We start from the raw sequence: 19,715 nt of genomic DNA on the forward strand, positions 1-19,715 counted from the left end.
TTAAAATGGCGACAAAGACTATCATTTTTGAGTGTTTGGAGTTAGAATCGCGCCCCAAGTTTACTTTTCAAATTTTTGCTCAAACCAGACCCGCAGGAGTCCGTCACATGACTGATCTGGATCTAGGCCGTTACGGCATCACAGACGTCACTGAAATTGTCCATAACCCTTCTTATGAACAACTGTTCGAAGAAGAAACACGCGCTGATCTTCAAGGTTTTGAAAAAGGTGTTGTCACCGACCTTGGTGCGGTTGCCGTTGATACTGGTATTTTTACTGGTCGTTCGCCAAAGGACAAATACATTGTGCGCGACGAAACCACCAAAGACACGTTGTGGTGGGCTGACCAAGGCAAAAATGATAACAAAGCGATTACCCCTGAAATTTGGGCTGATCTGAAAGAAACAGTTACCGGTCAATTATCTGGCAAGCGTCTGTTTGTTGTTGATACCTATTGCGGTGCAAACGAAGACACGCGCCTTGCAGTGCGCTTCATTACTGAAGTGGCATGGCAAGCCCACTTCGTGAAAAACATGTTTATTCGCCCATCAGCAGAAGAGTTAGAAAACTTCACTCCTGATTTCGTGGTCATGAATGGTGCAAAATGTATCAACCACAAATGGCAAGAGCACGGCCTTAACTCTGAGAACTTCGTTGCCTTTAATTTAACTGAGCGCATTCAGTTAATTGGTGGTACTTGGTACGGCGGCGAAATGAAGAAAGGTATGTTCTCAATCATGAACTACTATCTGCCGTTGCAAGGCATTGCATCAATGCACTGTTCTGCCAATGTTGGTGAAGATGGCGACGTTGCTATTTTCTTTGGCTTATCAGGTACCGGTAAAACCACGTTATCAACCGATCCAAAACGTCAGTTGATTGGTGACGACGAGCACGGTTGGGATGACGACGGCGTATTTAATTTTGAAGGTGGTTGTTATGCAAAAACGATCAACCTGTCAGCTGAAGCAGAACCAGATATTTACAACGCAATTCGTCGCGACGCATTGTTAGAAAACGTAACCGTTGATGACGAAGGCCGTGTTGATTTCGACGATAACTCGAAAACTGAAAACACGCGTGTGTCGTACCCGATTTATCACATCGATAACATTGTGAAACCAGTTTCTAAAGCCGGTCACGCTCAGAAAGTTATCTTCTTAACAGCTGATGCGTTTGGCGTATTACCGCCTGTTTCAAAACTGACGAAAGAACAAACCGAGTACTACTTCTTGTCAGGCTTCACTGCGAAGTTGGCTGGTACTGAGCGCGGCATTACTGAACCGACGCCAACGTTCTCAAGCTGTTTTGGTGCAGCATTCTTAACGCTACACCCAACACAATACGCTGAAGTATTGGTGAAGCGTATGGAAGCATCTGGTGCAGAAGCTTACTTAGTGAATACCGGCTGGAACGGCACTGGTAAGCGTATTTCAATTCAAGCCACGCGCGCTATCATTGACTCGATTCTTGACGGTAGCATTGAAAATGCGGAATTTGTTCAGTTGCCGTATTTCAACTTGGCCATGCCGACCGCATTGAACGGCGTTCAAGAGCAGCACATTCTCGACCCGCGTAATACCTACGAAGATAAAGGTGATTGGGATGTGAAAGCTAAAGACTTGGCACAGCGTTTTGTCGCGAACTTCGAGAAGTTCACTGACAATGAAGAAGGTAAAGCGCTGGTTGCAGCAGGTCCTCAGCTCTAAGGGCATGTAGGAAGTTTGAAAAAGGCAGCTAATTAGCTGCCTTTTTTATTTTCTGAGAATGCGTGTAGTTTTACCTAAACGGGTGCAATTGCGACCGTCGTGCTTGGCTTGATATAACCCGTTATCCGCGCGCTGAACAATTGAGACAAGGGTGTCTTCCGAGCTGTATGCTGCACAACCGATACTCACTGTGAGGTGTAACTTCTCATCGGTAAAACGGTGCTCTGCAACAGCAATGCGAATTTTCTCGGCTAGCTCGACAGCGCCGCCTTCATTAGTATCGGGCGCAATTATCAAGAATTCTTCGCCGCCCCAACGTCCAAGATTGTCGCTTGAGCGAACATGACTCAATAGCACTTCGCTAAGCTCTTTAAGAACTTGGTCACCAACAATGTGCCCATAACTATCATTCAGGGTTTTAAAGTGATCGGTATCGAGAATCAATACCGCGAGATCATGCTCATGGCGTTGTGCCCGACTGAGTTCCTGTTCTAGTACATCATCTAGATGCGAGCGGTTATTCAACTGAGTTAACGGATCGGTTTTAGCTAGTATCTCTAACTCGCTGTTTCGTTTAGCAAGAAAACTAAAGGCTTCTTCGCGTGATTTTTCATAGTGACGTGAAATAGTCAGTACCGCAAACAGTGCGAGCGAGATATTAAAAACGGCTGGAATATTAATTGCGTAACTTGGCCACTGTGGCGCAAACCAAATTACAAAGGCTACTAAAGCAGTTAAAAAAATACCACTTACATAAAGCCCCAGATGCAAACCAAGCAAGAAAAACGCAAGCAAAGGCACCATGCTAAACCAAATAAAAGAATAGTTGCGGCCTTGTGCGAGCACAAAATAAATACTGAGAAAAATGACAATGATGCCAATTAGTAAACGAGCGCTACGCTCAATATTGAGGTGTTTACGAAGATCAAGCTGCAATGCCAATATACCGCCAAATAGCACTGCATCAGCGACCGCCATTAATGGATAGTCAAATAGAAAGATATTTAGAAAAAAGAATATCCCAGTGTATATCTGCAGAATCAGTTGAATATTCTGCATTAACTTTATCCGCCAGTAGCGCAGGTCTTCTGGCTGAAAAGGGTGGGGAATAACCCACCACCCTTTATTAAATAGTTCCTTAAGACCTGCCACGAACCACCTCTATTTCAGCTTTTCTGCGTGAGGTAATTCATGTGCTGGTGCTTCTTTATTACCTTCTACCAAGAAGTGCTGCATCCAACGCATGAGGCGCATAGCGTAGTCTAGCTGCGCAGCAACACGGCGGTTACCATGGCCTTCACCTGGGTAAAGTACAAGACGAACAGGCACATTGCCATGGGTTTTCAAATAACGATATAGCTCCATCGATTGACTTGGATGCACACGTGTATCTTCTTTACCGTGCATGATCAAAATTGGTGTGCGAGCTTTCTCAGCATGATAAATAGGACTGCGCTCTAAGTACCACTGCCATTTTTCCCACGGATAGCTGCGAGCATGAACGGCGTGCATTTCTTTTGCAATGTCGGTTGTACCGAACTTCGAAATGTTATCGCTGATACCCACAAACATGACGCTTGCGGCAAAATGTTCAGTGAGTGCAGTGGCACCCCATGCGGAAGCGAAACCACCATATGAGCCGCCAGTGATACCAACTTTCTTGGCATCAACCAGTCCCATTTCCACTAAGTGATTTTTACCGTCAACTAAGTCATCAAACTCTTTACCGGCATAATCGTTCTGGCCAAGCTTTGAGAATTCAACGCCACGACCAGTACTTCCACGGTAGTTCGGGAAGAACAACGCATAGCCTTGTTGCGCAGCATATTTCACAGGGCTACCGTAGCGGTCGAGCCAGCCATTGCTGTAATGCGCTTCAGGACCACCGTGAACCACCATAATTAATGGGTAGCGTTGACCTTCTTTATAATCGGTTGGGTAAACCACAATACCTTCAAGATCAAGGCCGTCACGCGCTTTGTAACGCACGGTTTCTTGACGCGGCATGGTGACGTCGGCTAACCAAGGGTTTGAATTCGTAAGGCGTTCAATACGCTGGCCACTAATACGGAACAATTCAGTCGGGTGAGCGGCACTGTGAGCACGTACTAACACATCGTCGTGCCCTGGCGTTACTTCAATATCAACCGCAATTAACTCACTAGGCTCCATAATAATGCGCGTTTCTAGCCATTGCATGGTAAGCGCTTGCACTTCGCTTTGGGTGCCACGGTGACCTAACCAGATTAACTCATCGTTACGACGCCAAGCGATATCTTGCACGTGGCCTTGGTAATCCGGTAATACTTCTCTGCGCTCGTTCTCTTTGCTGGTGTCATACACATATAGACGACCATCGGACGGGTCGTTGTAATCGGCGGCGCCGATCACGGCTAAGTATCGGCCGTCTGGCGAGAATTCAGCTTTACCTAACTTACCAACTGACTCAAAAGAGCTGACTTGTTTGCCGTTGAGGTCGAGCAATTGATATTGGCTGCTCATATAATTGTCATCAACAAGCGCGGTCGGCGCTACACGAACCAATAATTGTTCGTGCTCTGGGCGAAATGCTACAGAAAGTACTTGCTGAGAGTCAGTTAACTGAACTGGCTTAGCGTTTTCAGCTTGGGTATCGTAAAGCCATAGATGAGTAAACTGATGTTCTTCTTCATAAACTTCAGCTTTGAAGCCTTTTTTAGCGAGTTTCGATTTTGTGTCGTCGGCTTTGCTACGTGCACGAAATGCAATGTAGCGGCCGTCGGCGCTAATAGCATAGCTGCTTATGGCAGCATCATGGCTCAGAGCCAGTTGCGCTTCACCACCGGTGGTCGCCATTTTATAGAGACTGGTATGTTTGACACCTTCACGTTTCGCCAAGAAATAAATAGTTTGGCCATTGAAACTAACAGCGCCCAAGCTTTCTTTTCCGGTAATGAACGGTACGCTTGCGGAATTGCCGCGCACGGTAAATAGCTCAATATAGGAACTGCCATCGTCATCAACATACGGTTGGCGTGGCACGACTCGCGTAAAGGCAGCCAACTGACCGTCAGCGGCAAGTGCGGCACTATTTACAGATTGAACGGTAACGGTTTCTTCGAGCGTGATGTCACGCGCGTAGGTAGAAACTGACATTACCGCAGCGACTAATACAAGACTAATGCTGCGCAGCATGATGTACTCCTCGTTGCTTTGTTGTTCATGAAATATTCATAATTATTTTCCAATCTTACCAGCAAAATTATTGACTTCCCACGAAATAACGCCAATCTGTTAACAACATTTTAAGGTTTGGATGGTACATGGTTGACCAATTATTAATCGGAGCAATTCTGCTAGGCGCTTTAGTCCTTTTTGTGTGGGACCGCTGGCGCTATGACTTGGTGGCGATGTTCGCTTTATTAGTAGCGGCAGCTCTAGGATTAGTACCAACCAACGAAGTATTTTCAGGTTTTGGTAATGCAGCGGTGATTACGGTGGCGGCAGTATTAGTCATTAGTCATGCCATGTGGCGTTCTGGTGTGGTTGATGCGTTAGCGTCACTAATGAAACGTGTTGGCGATAAAGCTTGGGTGCAAATGTTGGCACTCACCAGTATCACCGCGTTTTGTTCTGCGTTTATCAGTAATACCGGCACGATGGCTATTATGATCCCCGTCGCTTTGCAACTGTCACGCAGCGGGCTAGGTCACGCTTCCAAGGTGCTCATGCCGATGGCTTTTGGCTCATTGTTGGGCGGTACCGTGACCATGATTGGTACACCTTCCAATATTATTGTGGCAGATATCCGTCGTGAATCAGTCGGTGACAGTTTTGGTATTTTTGATTTTACCGCAGTGGGCGTATCGCTAACGGTCATTGGCTTAGTGTTTATGTGGCTAACCAGCCGCTGGTTGGTGCCGAAAACCAATAGTCGTGACAGCGCTAACTCACCGTATGATATGAGTTCATATATGACCGAGTTATGGGTGCCATCAACCGCCAGCTACGTCGGGCAAACGCTCTACGAACTCGAAAGTCGCATCAAAGAAAACTTCGCGGTCGTCGCGATAAAACAAGATAAAACTGTGATGACAGCCCCGCCTCGTTATTACCGAATCAAGGCGGAAGATGTTCTGATAGTTGAAGCGGACACAGACACACTTCAACAAATTATCGACGCGACCGGCTTTGAATTAAACGCAGAAGAAGAATTAGCTGATCGCTTCTTAATTTCGGATGAGGTTCAAGTTGTGGAAGGCGTTGTGGGCCCTGACTCACGCTTAGTAGGCCGGTCGGCTGCCGATTTACGCTTGCGTCATCGGTTTGGTGTGAATGTGTTAGCCGTTGCTCGACAAGGGCAACCGGTGAAACCCAACTTAGCGAATATTCGCTTTAAACCCGGTGATGTTTTGTTGTTGCAGGGAGATGCCGAAATTCTCACGGATGTATTCCGCCGTTTTGGATGCTTTCCATTAGCTCAGCGCAGTATGCGAATTGGTGCCGTTAAAAAACTGTTTACGCCGCTCGCCATTTTTGCGGCTGCCATTATGCTCAGTGCGCTTGGTTTTCTATCGGTTCCCGTGGCTTTTACTGCTGCCGCTGGGGCAATGGTGTTGAGCAATATTATTCCGCTGCGCGAGCTTTATGAAAACGTTGATTGGCCCATAGTTGTTTTACTTGGTGCGACCATTCCGTTAGGTGGCGCTCTAGAACGAAGTGGCGCGGCACATACCCTTGCTGATTGGGCGCTTCTGGTGAGTAACGATGCACCTGCTGCGGTGGCATTATCGATATTATTAGTTGTCACATTGGCGTTATCGAACATTATTAATAACGCCGCTGCAGCGGTATTGATGGCGCCAATTGGTTTGAATATGGCAAGTGGTCTTGGCGTATCAGCGGACCCGTTTTTGATGGTGGTTGCGATTGGTGCCGCATTACCTTTTATTACACCGATTGGGCATCAATCGAATATATTAGTGATGGGCCCAGGCGGTTATGCTTTCGGCGACTATTGGAAGCTCGGACTTCCACTCACGTTGGTGCTGTGCGTTGCTACAGTGCCGTTGATTCTTTGGTTTTGGCCGCTTGGCGCATAGATTCTGCACCCCGCGCAACGATTCGTAACTGCGCGATTGTCTGCTCGGTTAAACGCTGGCGCTCTTTGGTGTCAGCATCTAACGCATCGGCGCCGGCGCTGAATACAATCCGCACAATGGCATCAGCCTGTAACTCAGCCACTTCACGTTCAAACTGTTGCTCATCGACGAGATAATCGACTAACTCAGCAGTAAAATGCTCCACTTCGCGGGTTACGGCTAAGCGAAATTCACGTGAGTTGCCTGATTTTTCTTGTAGTAATAAACGGAAAATAGCGGTGTTGTTGGTTACAAACTCCATAAATGTGGTAACTGACGCACGAATAATGGAACCACCTTTGGCAATTTGCTGACGCGATTGCCGCAATAATTGGCGCAATGTAAGGCCGCCTTCGTCCACCAACGTCAAACCTAATTCTTCCATATTTTGAAAGTGTCGATAAAAAGAGGTTGGCGCAATACCGGCTTCGCGAGCGACTTCACGCAGGCTTAAACTGGAATAACCATGTTCGGCACTAAGCTGATTCATTGCCGCTTGAATAAGGGCGCGTCGGGTTTTTTCTTTTTGGGCTGCGCGAACACCGGCCATAGCATGGAACTCTTGTTAGATTAAATCGTCAAACGGATTATGTCAGTGAACGTGTGTTCACGCAATTCGCCGTTTTTTGCACGATTTTACTTGCGTGCTCATCAAAGGGTAGGTAAATTGAGCGAACACGTGTTCACTGAACGCGAGCGATTTTCATTTTAGTTTTTAAGTTGGTTAATTTATGTCGTCAGATCCTGTTTCAGCAGCCGCTGAAAAACCCCCAATTATTTGGCTTAACCTCAGTGTCTTTGCCATTACCTTTTTAGTGACTGTTATTGGCGTACCATGGTACGGCTTAACGCACGGTTTTTCGGCAGGCCTTATTGCTGGATTAATCGGTACCATTGTATTCGCTGGTATTTCAATTACCGCGGGTTACCATCGCCTTTGGGCGCACCGTGCTTATGATGCACATTGGTCGCTACGCATTTTATTTGCGCTTGGTGGTGCCTTAGCCGTTCAAAACAGCGCCTTGCATTGGTCATCCGATCATCGTGAACACCACAAGCATGTGGATGATAACGACAAAGACCCATACTCAGCGAAGCGTGGCTTTTGGTACTCGCACATCGGTTGGATGTTGCGTGAATATCAGGCTTCCCGATACAGCAACTATGACAATGCAAAAGACTTACAGAATGATCCGATTGTTATGTGGCAGCACCGCAATTATCTGTTGTTAACGCTGGTAACTTCTATCGGTTGGCCAATTGCATTAGGTGTTATGCTTGGTGATGTCTGGGGCGCAATTATCTTAGTTGGCTTCGCACGCTTGGTGATTAATCACCACACCACGTTCTTCATTAACTCATTAGCGCACATTTGGGGTAAGCAAACCTATACTGATCGCAACACAGCTCGCGACAACGGTGTGTTGGCGCTGCTGACATTTGGTGAGGGCTATCATAACTACCACCATATCTTTTCGGCCGATTACCGTAACGGGATTCGTTGGTGGCATTTTGACCCAACCAAATGGTTGATTCGTGCGTGTTCATGGGTAGGGCTTACCAGCAACCTGAAACGTACAAATGGCTATCAAGTTGAAAAAGCTCGTCTAGAGATGCAGTTTAAAAAAGCGACGGCAAAAGCGCAGTTGTCTTGCGAAACAACCATGGCCAAATTACATGATGAATTTGATGTGATGGTGGCGAAATTACGTGAATATTATCAAGTACGTAAGCAACTACTTGATACAAAAGCAAAAGCGATGGCTGACAGCATGCACATGCCAACCTTAGCGGAGCTACAGGCGAAAGCTGATATTATGCGTATTGCCTTCAATACACATAAGCAAGAGTTTCAAGAGCTATTACAGCGTACGTTGCGTGCGCCGCAAGCCGCGTAAACTGACTGACGAAAGAAAAAGCCGACCATGTGGTCGGCTTTTTTGTGGGCGTTTCTACCGTTATTTCTTCGCTTTTGCGAATGCTTCGGCAAGAGCGGACCCCATCGCCGAGTTCATTGCTGGCTGAGCCGCCGGTTTCGGGCGTGATTGGCCACCAGCGCCACGCGGCTTGTTGCTTTGTGGTTTGGCTTGGCTTGATTGGTTTGATGCTACAGCAGTTGGCTCGTCGGTTAGGCGCATGGTTAAACTAATACGTTTACGCGGAACATCCACTTCCAGCACTTTCACCTTCACAATATCACCGGCTTTCACGATTTCGCGAGGGTCACTCACGAACTTGTCGGATAACGCCGACACATGCACTAAACCATCCTGATGCACACCAATATCAACGAAGGCACCAAAGGCGGCAACGTTACTCACAACACCCTCAAGCGTCATACCCGGTTTCAGATCTTTAATGTCGTCCACGCCATCTTTAAAGCTAGCTGTTTTAAATTCAGGACGAGGGTCTCGGCCTGGTTTATCTAACTCGCGCAAAATATCCTGTACCGTCGGTAAACCAAAGGTTTCATCGGTGAAGTCTTTGGCGTTAATTTGTTTTAAAAACGCGGTGTCACCAATGATATCGGCCACTTGTTTCTGGCTATGTGCAGCTATGCGCTCAACCACCGGGTACGCTTCTGGGTGAACCGCTGAACTATCGAGTGGTTGTTCACCATTCATAATGCGCAAGAAACCTGCGGCTTGTTCAAACGACTTCGGTCCCATTCGTGCAACTTTTAACAGTTGCTGGCGGGTTGCAAAGCGGCCATGGCTATCGCGATGCGCAACAATGTTTTGTGCCAACGTTTTGGTTAAACCAGCAACGCGCGCCAATAGCGCAACCGAGGCTGTATTTAAGTCGACACCAACGGCGTTAACACAGTCTTCAACCACGGCATCAAGGCTCTGTGCTAATTGAGCTTGGCTAACATCATGCTGATACTGGCCAACACCAATTGATTTTGGTTCAATTTTAACGAGCTCAGCCAAAGGATCTTGCAAGCGGCGTGCAATTGAAACAGCACCACGCAACGAAACATCTAAGTCTGGAAACTCAAGCGCGGCAAGTTCAGAGGCAGAGTAAACTGAAGCACCAGCTTCGTTCACAATGACTTTATTGGCTTTAATTTCTGGGTTCGCTTTGAGCATTTCGGCAACAAGCTTGTCGGTTTCACGCGAATAGGTTCCGTTACCAATCGAGATCAATTCAACTTTGTGTTGCTTACACATGCCGGCTAGCGTGCGCATGGCCTTATCGACTTGGTTTTGCGGCTGGAACGGGAATACCGTGTTGGTGCCTAATACTTTGCCGGTACTATCGACCACAGCTACTTTAATGCCCGTGCGTACGCCCGGATCAAGCCCCATCGTTACTTTGTCACCGGCCGGCGCTGCCATTAGCAAATCTTTTAGGTTATTGGCAAAAATTTGAATTGCATCGGTTTCAGCACGCTCGCGTACCGAGCCGAATAGTTCCGTTTCCATGTGCAGTAATATTTTGATGCGCCAAGTCCACTGTACGGTTTGTTGAAGCCATGTATCGGCTGCGCGCCCTTTATCTTGCCAGTCAATATGAGCAGCAATTAATTGTTCGCCATAACTACGCGCTTTCGGGTCTTCCTGTTGCGGATCTGGGTTTAACTTGAGTTGCAAGATACCTTCGTTACGCCCGCGGAATAATGCGAGTGCGCGATGCGAAGGAATTTTCTTCAGGGCTTCGCTAAACTCAAAGTAGTCGCGATACTTCGCGCCTTCGTTTTCTTTGCCAGGCGCAACAACACTGGTGATCTCGGCGTTGTTCCACAAGTAATCGCGAACTTTTTTCAACAATGCGGCATCTTCGGCAAAGCGTTCCATCAGAATGAAGCGTGCGCCATCAAGTACCGCTTTTTCATCAGCAAAACCAGCATCGGTGTTGATATATTTTTGTGCCTCGGTTTCAGGCGATAGTTCTGGGTTACCAAACAACGCGTCGGCAAGTGGTTCAAGGCCCGCCTCAATGGCGATTTGCCCTTTGGTACGTCGCTTCGGCTTATAAGGCAGATATAAATCTTCGAGTTCGGTTTTTGAGGCGGTTTCTAAAATCGCTTGCTCGAGTTCTGGTGTGAGCTTGCCTTGATCTTTAATACTCCCCAAAATGACCGCGCGACGATCTTCTAGTTCGCGCAAATAGGTCAGGCGCTGCGCAAGATTTCGCAGTTGCGTATCATCAAGGCCGCCAGTCACTTCTTTTCGATATCGGGCAATAAAAGGTACCGTCGCACCGTCATCTAATAGCGCGATAGCAGCTTGTACTTGCTGCGAACCTACCGCTAATTCGTTCGCGATTTGCTGAGTAATCGAGCTCATAAATTCTCTCATAACGTCGTGTTCAAAATTAGGAATCGGGCCAGTATATCAGGCTGTTTCTTGCTTGTGTGCGTTTCGGTGTAGAGAATGCGTAAATGCGCGAATGGAGGCTATGAACGGGTTAAAATGTAATCGATTTCGGTTACAATCCAGAGTTTTGACCCTGTTGGCGTCACCACAGTGAACTCGTCATCAAGCTGTTTACCAAGCGCTGCGCGTGCCATTGGCGCGTCAATGGAAATGACATCATCGCGTTGGTAAATTTCATCAGGGCCGGCAATGGTGAAGGTTTTCTGCTGACCGTGGTCGTCTTCTACGGTAACTGTTGCACCAAAAAACACTTTGCCGTCTTGCTGCGGTGAGTATTCGACAATTTTGAGTTGTTCAAGGCGCTTGCGTAAAAACCGAATACGCTTATCAATTTGCCGCAGTTTCTGCTTGTTATATTTGTAGTCTGCGTTTTCGCTACGGTCGCCAAGGCTGGCAGCCCAAGCGACCTTCTCGGTGGTTTCGCGACGTTCAACTCGCCATAAATGATCAAGCTCCTGCTGTAATTGCAGGTAGCCCGAACGGCTTATTAGATTGGTTTTCATGAGATACCAACTGACAGAATTAAAGCGAATAATATATGTGACGAGTTTACGATGAAGTGAAAGAGATTAAAATCATCAAACTTTGAATACTTGAAATCTTTCGTTACAAGCCTTTGTTGGCAAAAGAATTTGCTTGGCATATAGTTCATCATAGTTGCCTACATAGTTGCCTAAACGAGCAAAAAAATTATGAGCCAAGAAACCTTTAAAATCATCGTCGTTGATGACGATGCGCGTCTTAGAAGTCTCCTCGAACGTTATTTAGCTGAGCAGGGCTTTCACGTTCGCACCGCCGGTGATAGCGACCAAATGGATCGTTTACTCGAACGCGAGAATTTCCATTTAATGGTTCTCGATCTCATGCTTCCAGGTGAAGATGGATTATCGATTTGCCGTCGATTACGTCAACAAAATAACGAAATTCCAATTGTCATGCTGACCGCAAAGGGTGATGAGGTAGATCGGATTATTGGGCTTGAGCTAGGCGCTGATGATTACCTTGCTAAACCATTCAACCCGCGCGAACTGTTGGCGCGTGTTCGTGCGGTGTTGCGACGTCGAGGCAAGGATATACCTGGTGCGCCAAGTGCTGAAGACGAAGAAATTCGCTTTGGTGAATTCCGATTAAACCTAGGCACGCGCGAAATGTTTCGTGGTGACGAACCCATGCCTCTAACAAGCGGTGAGTTCGCCGTCCTGAAAGCGCTTGTGACGCACCCGCGCCAACCGATGTCTCGTGACAAACTGATGAACCAAGCGCGTGGTCGCGATTATAGTGCACTGGAGCGCAGTATCGATGTGCAAGTTTCACGCCTGCGTCGCATGCTTGAAGCTGATCCAGCGAGCCCACGTTACATTCAAACCGTTTGGGGTTTAGGTTACGTGTTTGTCCCTGACGGTAAAGATTCCGGTAAATCAGCCTAGTATGAAATTCTTTCCTCGATCAGCGTTCGCGCGCACTGTGGCGCTGATTGCCGCTTTATTGCTTATCAATCAGGTTGTTTCTTACATCATGATTGGTTTGTACGTTGTGAAACCGAGCATGCAGCAAATTAGCAGTGTCGTGGCTCGACAGGTACAGGGGATTATGGCGCTCGATCAGTGGTTGAGTGAGGCCGATATTTCTCCGGAGCAACAACAGCGATTGGTTATGCGATATACCGATGCCACGGGTATTGAAGGCATTAGTGAAGATAAAGCACTCGACTATGGCCTTGCGCAAACCACCACTTATAACTTTTTATCTGCTCAGCTTTCCGACTTGCTGCAAGCTAACACCGAAGTTCGCATTTCGCAGGGCGATGCGTATCGGGTATGGATACGTACCGCAAACCTACCCGGTTATTGGTTAGTGATTGAACTAGATAGCTTCGACGAAGCACGTTTTTCCCCACTACTATTTTATTTAGTGTTGATTGGTGCGCTGAGTGTGTTTGGTGGCATGGTATTTACCAATTGGCAAAACCGTCCGTTGAAAGCGCTAGAGGCGGCAGCAAAAAAAATTGGGCAGGGTGATTATCCTGATGATTTGCCGGAGCGAGGCTCTAGTGAAATTATTGCTGTGACCCGGGCATTCAATCAAATGACGCAAGGTGTGAAGCAGCTAGAGCAAGACCGTGCGTTATTAATGGCCGGTGTGTCGCACGACCTACGCACACCACTGACACGGATTCGTTTGGCAACCGAAATGATGCCGCCAAGCGAAGACTACTTGGCGGAAGGAATTATCAGCGATATCGATGATATGAACGCTATTATCGACCAGTTTATTGATTACGTTCGAAGTGATACCGCTGCTGATAATGACCTACAAAATTTGAATTACATTGTCGAAGATGTTGTCGCTCACGTACCTGACTCCTGGCATAACAAAATAGAAGTGATTTATAACGAGATGCCGGAAGTATTGGTGCGCGAAGTTTCAATCAAGCGTGTTTTACTGAATTTACTTGAGAACGCAGAGCGTTATGGTCATGAAAAAGTCTTAATTGAAACCGGCTATGATGATCAGCGGCGCATGGCATGGATAAAGGTTTGTGATGATGGTCCAGGCATACCAGCTAACCAAATCGAGTACTTATTACAACCGTTTACACAAGCCGACAAGGCGCGCTCAACCAAGGGCTCTGGCCTCGGGTTAGCGATTGTGAAACGCATTGTTGAGCGCCACCATGGCCGCGTGCTATTTGGCAGTAGTCAGCGGCTTGGTGGGTTATGTGTTCGTGTGGAATTACCCGCGAACGCGGTTTAAACCATTCAAGGCGGCCACCCGATAAGCTTCAGCCATGGTCGGGTAGTTAAAGGTGGTGTTCACGAAATACTCAATGGTATTGCCAGACCCTTTCTGCTCCATAATGGCTTGGCCGATGTGAATAATTTCCGCCGCACGTTCGCCAAAGCAATGAATGCCAAGCACTTCATTCGTTTCCCGGTGAAACAGGATTTTTAAGCTTCCCACCGCCATATTTGAAATTTGCGCACGAGCCAAGTGTTTAAACTGCGCTCGGCCAACTTCATAAGGTACTTTTTGCGCGGTAAGCTCTTCTTCGGTTTTACCTACGGAGCTAATTTCAGGAATCGTATAAATACCGGTTGGAATATCACTAATTAAGCGTTGATCGCAGTCTCCATCAATCATTGCAGTGGCGCAAATGCGGCCCTGATCATAAGCGGCACTAGCGAGCGAAGGGTAGCCAATGATATCGCCAACCGCATAAATATTATCAGCTTTCGTTTGGTAGTGATTATTCACTTCAAGCTGGCCACGATGATTTGGCTTCAGGCCAACCGATTCAACGTTTAGCGATTCAATATTGCCCGAGCGACCGTTGGCGAATAGCAAGCAGTCGGCATCAATGCGCTTACCTGATTTTGTATACAACGTCACGCCGTCAGCATGGCCTTCAATGCGATCATATTCTTCGTTGTGTCGAATGACGACGCCGCTATTGCGCAAGTGGTAACTAAGCGCATCGGAAATTTCCGCATCAAGAAAGCTTAATAGCCGCTCGCGGGTATTAATCAAATCGACTTTCACGCCTAATCCGCGAAAAATACTCGCATATTCACAACCGATGACGCCCGCTCCATAAATAATAATGCTGCGTGGCTCGTGTTCGAGATCAAGCACGGTATCTGAATCGTAAATACGGGCATGAGAGAAATTCACATCAGGTGGGTGATATGGGCGTGAGCCGGTCGCGACAACCACTTGTTTCGTGGTAATAAACTCAAGCGTACCGTCTGCTTGCGTGATCTTCAGGCGATTGGCATTTTCGAACGAAGCACTACCATGAATGACAGTAACACCGTTGCGCTCGTAAAAGCTGCTGCGTAAACGAACTTGTTTGCGAATGACTCCTTGCGCGTGTTTCAATATTTCAGCAAAGGTCAGCCCGCGCTGGATACGTTCGGCAGCAAACAATGGATTCGCATTGTATTCAATGAGGCGACTGACCGAGTGGCGTAATGCTTTCGATGGGATGGTTCCCCAGTGCGTGCAGCCGCCACCAATCGAGCTGTGCTTTTCAACCATCGCAACTTTACGGCCATTTTTTGCGAGTTGCATGGCGGCGCCTTCGCCGCCTGGGCCACTGCCTATCACTACTGCATCAAATTGCAGATCTGCCTGACTCATCAAATGCTCCTTCTGGTTGTACCGCTTGCTTCTTTGCCGTTATAGTAACGAAAAGCCGATGTATTTAGCCAGTAATATGGAATTCTTATGGCGCACAAACCAGTTCCAGAAATTTTAACTCGCCAAATTGTAGCAACGAGTCGCCTTCTGCGCATTGAGGCAATCGACTTACGCTTCAGTAACGGTGTCGAGCGCCAGTTCGAACGTATGGCGAGTAGCGGCCGCGGCGCCGTCATGATTGTCCCCTTTATTGATGACGAAACCTTAATGTTGGTGCGCGAGTATGCCGCTGGTCTACACAACTATCAGCTTGGCTTTCCTAAAGGCTTAATTGACCCCGGCGAGACACCAGAGCAGGCTGCTAATCGTGAACTCAAAGAAGAAATAGGGTTTGGTGCCAAACAGCTGACTCCGCTGAAAAGTGTCACCATGGCGCCGCAGTTTTTTTCGGCGACCATGCATATTTTTATCGCTCGCGATTTATATCCAGAAAGCTTGCCAGGTGACGAACCGGAACCGTTAGAGAAGGTGCCATGGTTACTGAGCAAAGCGGATGCGCTAATGGAACAGGAAGATTTCACGGAAGCACGCAGTATTGCGGCTTTGTTGATGACACTTCGGGAGCTTGGCAAGTGACAATGAATAGCTCGGTAGAACAATTACAGGGATGGTTACAAGGTGCGGCTGATATTGCGTTGAAAGCTGGCGATCTGATTCTTGAACTCTATGAAGAGCAGGCTTACGAAACGTACGAGAAAGATGATGACTCGCCTGTCACGAGCGCCGATTTTGCCGCCAATCGCTTGATTGTTGATGGACTCTCGGCGTTGACTCCTGATATTCCAGTGCTTTCTGAAGAGGGTTCGCATTTAACGTTTGAAGAACGCCGCCAGTGGCCGCGCTATTGGATGATTGACCCGATTGACGGTACGCAAGAATTTATTGCCCGCAGTGGTGATTTTGGTGTCATTATCGCGTTGGTTGAACATAATCAGCCGGTACTCGGGGTCATTTACTGGCCAGCGGGTGATGTGTTGTATACCGCTCAACGTGGGCAAGGGGCTTTCCGCCGCGATGTACACGGCACGCAGCGTATTCACGTGCGTCGTCTTGCCGACCCGCTCAATGATGTTCTGCATTTAGCAATTAGCCGCCGTCAGCCACGTGAGCGCGTATTACAGCGCATGACCAGTGAGCGAGAGCTACAACTTGTGCCAGCTGGCAGCTGTTCATTGAAAGCCTGTATGATTGCTGAAGGACGTGCCGATTGTTTTTTACGCGTTGGCCCAACCGGCGAATGGGATACAGCCGCTGCGGAAGTGATTGTGGGTGAAGCTGGCGGGCGCATTGTCAGTGAGGGCTTTATGCCCCTTACTTACAACCAAGAAGCTAACCTAGGCAATCCTAACTTTATTATTTTAGGTGACCCTGATGTGCCGTGGCAGGAAGTGTTTATTCATCATCGAAGCGATGATTAGCCGGCAGGATATTCACGGTTTCATGAAGTTCTGACCAAACGAGCACGGCTTCGCCGGCGGCCAGTTGGCGCCGCACATCTTCCACTTTTTCTTCCAACGACTTTTCTTCATCGCCGTAATCGGTGCCTTCACGCAATACGAACATTTCGATCAAGTTTGTAAGCGTTTCAGAGTCAACTTGTTGCCATGGAATCTGCATTAATCGTGTGCCTCTTGTAGTGCTTCTTCAGCCGCCATCCACTCTTCTTCCGCTTCGGCTAGTTTGGCTTGGGCTTGCGCTTGTTGTTTAAGAATATCCGCAAGTTCAGTTTTCCGGTCAGCCTCATAAAGAGAGGTATCTGCTAATAATTCATTGCATTCCGCCAGTGCCTGTTCAGCCTGATAGAGCGCCTTTTCAGCCTTGCTGACACGGTCTTTGAGCGGCTTCAATGCTTGCCGACGCTCAGCCGCTTGGCGTTTTTCGGCTTTTTTATCAGCTTTTCCGCTATTGGAGTTCGTCGTAGTTTGCGAGCTTTGAGCCTGCTGCTTAAGCCAATCATGATAAGCATCCAAATCACCAGCGAAAGGCTCGACTTGCTGATGAGCAACCAAGTAAAACTCATCAACCGTGGTGCGCAATAAGTGGCGGTCGTGCGACACAATGACCATGGCGCCGGTAAAGTCTTGCAGCGCATAAACGAGCGCCTCACGCATGCTGCTATCAAGATGGTTCGTTGGTTCATCGAGAAGCAACATGTTTGGTTTTTGATAAACAATGAGCGCTAGAACTAAGCGCGCTTTCTCACCCCCCGACATTGGCCCAACAAGGCTAGTGGCAGCATCACCAGAAAAACCAAAACCACCCACGAAGTCGCGCAGCTGTTGTTCCGTGGCAAATTTATCAAGTCGCTGCAGGTGTTGCAGAGGTGTTGCTTGCGCATCTAACGTTTCCAATTGATGCTGGGCGAAATAACCAAGTTTAACGCCTGGATTCAAAGCCACCACGCCCGCTTGTGCTATTAGCTCACCTGCCAGTAACTTCACGAGAGTTGATTTACCAGCGCCGTTACGACCAAGCAGACCAATGCGGCTGCCTGGCACAAGGTTAAATTGAATATTCTTCAAAATGACCGTGTCGCCATATCCTGCCTGCACTTTTTCAAGCGTTAACAGTGGGTTCGGTAATTGCTCTGGTTCTTTAAATGCAAATTGAAAACCGCTCGCAGCGCGTAGCGGTGCACTTGCTTGCAAACGCTCTAACGCTTTAATGCGGCTTTGTGCTTGTTTCGCCTTGCTCGCCTTGTAACGAAACCGATCAATGTAGCTCTGCAAATGCTTGCGTTGTGCTTGTTCTTTTTCAAATTGCGCTTGTTGTTGTGCGAGTTGTTCCGCTTGCTGCCTTTCAAAACTGCTGTAATTACCACTGAAGCTGGTTGCGCGTTGATGTTCAATCAACACAATTTGTTGCGCAATAGCATCGAGGAAATCACGGTCGTGTGAAATCACAATTAAAGTGCCGGGGAAGCGTTGTAGCCAGTCCTCGAGCCAGAAAATAGCATCAACGTCTAAATGGTTGGTGGGTTCATCAAGGAGCAACAAATCGGCACGCGCAATCAACGCTTGTGCCAAGTTAAGGCGCATTCGCCAGCCACCTGAGAATGATTTTACCGCTGCATATATTTGCTCAGGCTCAAAACCTAAACCCGCTAAGAGAGAGGCTGCACGCGCTGGTGCTTCGTATCCACCAATGGTGGCAATGGCATCGTGTAAGTGGCCTATGGCGTTGCCGTCATGTTTGGCTTCGGCATCAGCCAGTTGTTTTTCTAAGTCGCGGAGCTCCTTATCACCATCGAGTACGTATTCTATAGCAGCCTGCTCAAGCGCAGGTGTTTCTTGCTTCACGCTGGCAATACGCCAGCCGCTTGGCAAGTCGCAAGAGCCTTGTTCAACACTCAGTTCGCCGCGCAGCAATGCAAAAAGAGATGACTTACCGGTGCCGTTGCGCCCCACGAGGCCGACGTGATGACCAGGGAAAATAGTTATGTTCGCATCTTCGAGCAATAACTTGCCGCCGCGCATTAACGACATCGCGCGAATGTTTATCATGAATCGTCCTAACTTGGTGTTCCACTCAGTTTCTGCGACAATTATACCTGATAGCCACAGAGGTGAATATGACTCAAACTCGTAAACGTTTTATTGCTGGTGCGGAATGTCCTGCATGCCATGCGCAAGATACACTCATGCTCACCATCAAAGGTGAACAGGAAGAAGTGAGCTGTGTTCAGTGCGGTCATACATTCTCAGAGCGCGGAGCGAAGCCGCCTGCAGAAGAACAAGCAGTCGCGATTAAGCCCACCAGTACCGGCAAGAGTGTTCAATCGGACAGTATTATCGGTATCTTCAAGCCCGAATAAGTAGCCGTTGCAGACCTTTTGATTACCCGCTACTGTAATGTTTCTTACGTTCACAAAAAGGTAGGGTCATGAGTCATCTCGTTTATGCTGGGGTTTGGGTTATTTTAGCTACTGTGATGGTGCAATGGTTCATCGCAAGTGGCAGTAAAGCGAAGCAACCCGGTGCCATTCCGGGCAAAATCAACGAAAGTTTAAGCCATCAATCATTCGTGTTCCGCGCCCATCGAACCTTTCAAAATAGCATTGAAAATGTTCCATTTTTTCTTGCAGCCGTTTTCTTAGCCATTTTTGCAGGTGTTGATTCGCAATGGTTCGCGATATCAGTTTGGGCGTTTGCCTTTGCTCGTATCGTTCACATGTTGCTGTATTACGGCATTGCAACCGAGCGCAATCCGAGTCCACGCAGTTACTTCTTTATGATTGGTATCATCGCCAATATTGTGGTGTTGATTCAAATTGCCCTCAAGTTGCTGCAATAAGATACTTTGCA

17 protein-coding genes are annotated in these 19,715 nt (G+C 47.7%); 9 read left to right on the plus strand and 8 right to left on the minus strand.

Annotation, left to right across the window (positions count from 1 at the left end):
- Positions 1–107 precede the first annotated feature (107 nt).
- The gene (gene pckA, locus D3795_RS09990; protein ID WP_156268398.1) at positions 108–1,709 is read left to right on the plus strand and encodes a phosphoenolpyruvate carboxykinase (ATP); all 1,602 of its coding nucleotides are present in this window, start codon (positions 108–110) and stop codon (positions 1,707–1,709) included.
- 45 nt (positions 1,710–1,754) lie between these two features.
- On the opposite strand, the gene D3795_RS09995 is transcribed toward pckA, so the two are convergent.
- Both D3795_RS09995 and D3795_RS10000 read right to left on the minus strand, forming a co-directional pair.
- A complete protein-coding gene (locus D3795_RS09995) occupies positions 1,755–2,861 on the minus strand; it encodes a GGDEF domain-containing protein (RefSeq protein ID WP_375294527.1) in 1,107 nt (368 codons plus the stop codon).
- Positions 2,862–2,870: 9 nt separating this feature from the next.
- The gene (locus D3795_RS10000) at positions 2,871–4,883 is read right to left on the minus strand and encodes an alpha/beta hydrolase family protein (protein WP_156268402.1); all 2,013 of its coding nucleotides are present in this window, start codon (positions 4,881–4,883) and stop codon (positions 2,871–2,873) included.
- Between the two features lie 128 nt (positions 4,884–5,011).
- Between D3795_RS10000 and D3795_RS10005 the strand changes: the two genes are divergently transcribed.
- A complete protein-coding gene (locus tag D3795_RS10005) occupies positions 5,012–6,790 on the plus strand; it encodes an SLC13 family permease (RefSeq protein ID WP_156268404.1) in 1,779 nt (592 codons plus the stop codon).
- On the opposite strand, the gene fabR is transcribed toward D3795_RS10005, so the two are convergent.
- A complete protein-coding gene (fabR, locus tag D3795_RS10010; protein WP_156268406.1) occupies positions 6,747–7,379 on the minus strand; it encodes an HTH-type transcriptional repressor FabR in 633 nt (210 codons plus the stop codon). The genes D3795_RS10005 and fabR overlap by 44 nt on opposite strands.
- Before the next feature lie 181 nt (positions 7,380–7,560).
- Here fabR and D3795_RS10015 point away from each other — a divergent pair, with 181 nt between their 5' ends.
- Positions 7,561–8,727: an acyl-CoA desaturase gene (locus tag D3795_RS10015; RefSeq protein WP_156268408.1), complete on the plus strand. Its 1,167-nt coding sequence runs from the start codon at positions 7,561–7,563 to the stop codon at positions 8,725–8,727.
- Positions 8,728–8,787: 60 nt separating this feature from the next.
- Here the strand turns inward: D3795_RS10015 and D3795_RS10020 are convergent, their stop codons facing one another.
- Both D3795_RS10020 and greB read right to left on the minus strand, forming a co-directional pair.
- Positions 8,788–11,121 (minus strand): Tex family protein, encoded by a 2,334-nt coding sequence (locus tag D3795_RS10020; RefSeq protein ID WP_156268410.1) that lies wholly within the window; start codon positions 11,119–11,121, stop codon positions 8,788–8,790.
- Between the two features lie 110 nt (positions 11,122–11,231).
- Positions 11,232–11,714, minus strand: a complete 483-nt coding sequence (gene greB / locus D3795_RS10025; RefSeq protein WP_156268412.1) for a transcription elongation factor GreB — start codon at positions 11,712–11,714, stop codon at positions 11,232–11,234.
- A gap of 189 nt (positions 11,715–11,903) precedes the next feature.
- On the opposite strand from greB, the gene ompR reads away from it, so the two are divergent.
- Together ompR and envZ are read left to right on the plus strand one after the other, a co-directional pair.
- Positions 11,904–12,638 (plus strand): osmolarity response regulator transcription factor OmpR, encoded by a 735-nt coding sequence (ompR, locus tag D3795_RS10030; RefSeq protein WP_173021020.1) that lies wholly within the window; start codon positions 11,904–11,906, stop codon positions 12,636–12,638.
- 1 nt (position 12,639) lies between these two features.
- Positions 12,640–13,965, plus strand: coding sequence for a two-component system sensor histidine kinase EnvZ (gene envZ / locus D3795_RS10035; RefSeq protein WP_156268416.1), 1,326 nt, complete (start codon positions 12,640–12,642; stop codon positions 13,963–13,965).
- Here envZ and sthA read toward each other — a convergent pair.
- Complete coding sequence (gene sthA / locus D3795_RS10040) at positions 13,945–15,351, minus strand: Si-specific NAD(P)(+) transhydrogenase (RefSeq protein ID WP_156268418.1); 1,407 nt, start codon at positions 15,349–15,351, stop codon at positions 13,945–13,947. The two genes, envZ and sthA, sit on opposite strands and share 21 nt — an antisense overlap.
- 87 nt (positions 15,352–15,438) lie before the next feature.
- On the opposite strand from sthA, the gene nudE reads away from it, so the two are divergent.
- Together nudE and cysQ are read left to right on the plus strand one after the other, a co-directional pair.
- On the plus strand, positions 15,439–15,987 hold the full coding sequence (gene nudE / locus D3795_RS10045; protein WP_156268420.1) for an ADP compounds hydrolase NudE: 549 nt from the start codon (positions 15,439–15,441) through the stop codon (positions 15,985–15,987).
- Between the two features lie 2 nt (positions 15,988–15,989).
- On the plus strand, positions 15,990–16,829 hold the full coding sequence (gene cysQ, locus D3795_RS10050; RefSeq protein ID WP_156269090.1) for a 3'(2'),5'-bisphosphate nucleotidase CysQ: 840 nt from the start codon (positions 15,990–15,992) through the stop codon (positions 16,827–16,829).
- Here the strand turns inward: cysQ and D3795_RS10055 are convergent.
- Positions 16,804–17,028, minus strand: a complete 225-nt coding sequence (locus D3795_RS10055) for a YheU family protein (RefSeq protein ID WP_156268422.1) — start codon at positions 17,026–17,028, stop codon at positions 16,804–16,806. The two genes, cysQ and D3795_RS10055, sit on opposite strands and share 26 nt — an antisense overlap.
- On the minus strand, positions 17,028–18,914 hold the full coding sequence (locus D3795_RS10060) for an ATP-binding cassette domain-containing protein (protein ID WP_156268424.1): 1,887 nt from the start codon (positions 18,912–18,914) through the stop codon (positions 17,028–17,030). The genes D3795_RS10055 and D3795_RS10060 overlap by 1 nt, the downstream gene beginning before the upstream one ends.
- 68 nt (positions 18,915–18,982) lie before the next feature.
- Between D3795_RS10060 and D3795_RS10065 the strand changes: the two genes are divergently transcribed.
- Together D3795_RS10065 and D3795_RS10070 are read left to right on the plus strand one after the other, a co-directional pair.
- Entirely contained in the window at positions 18,983–19,225 is a 243-nt protein-coding gene (locus D3795_RS10065; protein ID WP_156268426.1) for a YheV family putative zinc ribbon protein, read from the plus strand.
- 68 nt (positions 19,226–19,293) lie between these two features.
- A complete protein-coding gene (locus tag D3795_RS10070; protein ID WP_156268428.1) occupies positions 19,294–19,704 on the plus strand; it encodes an MAPEG family protein in 411 nt (136 codons plus the stop codon).
- The last annotated feature ends 11 nt before the right edge of the window (positions 19,705–19,715 follow it).

Origin of the sequence: Pseudidiomarina andamanensis (assembly GCF_009734345.1) — a bacterium.
In the GTDB taxonomy this organism is placed as follows: domain Bacteria; phylum Pseudomonadota; class Gammaproteobacteria; order Enterobacterales; family Alteromonadaceae; genus Pseudidiomarina; species Pseudidiomarina andamanensis.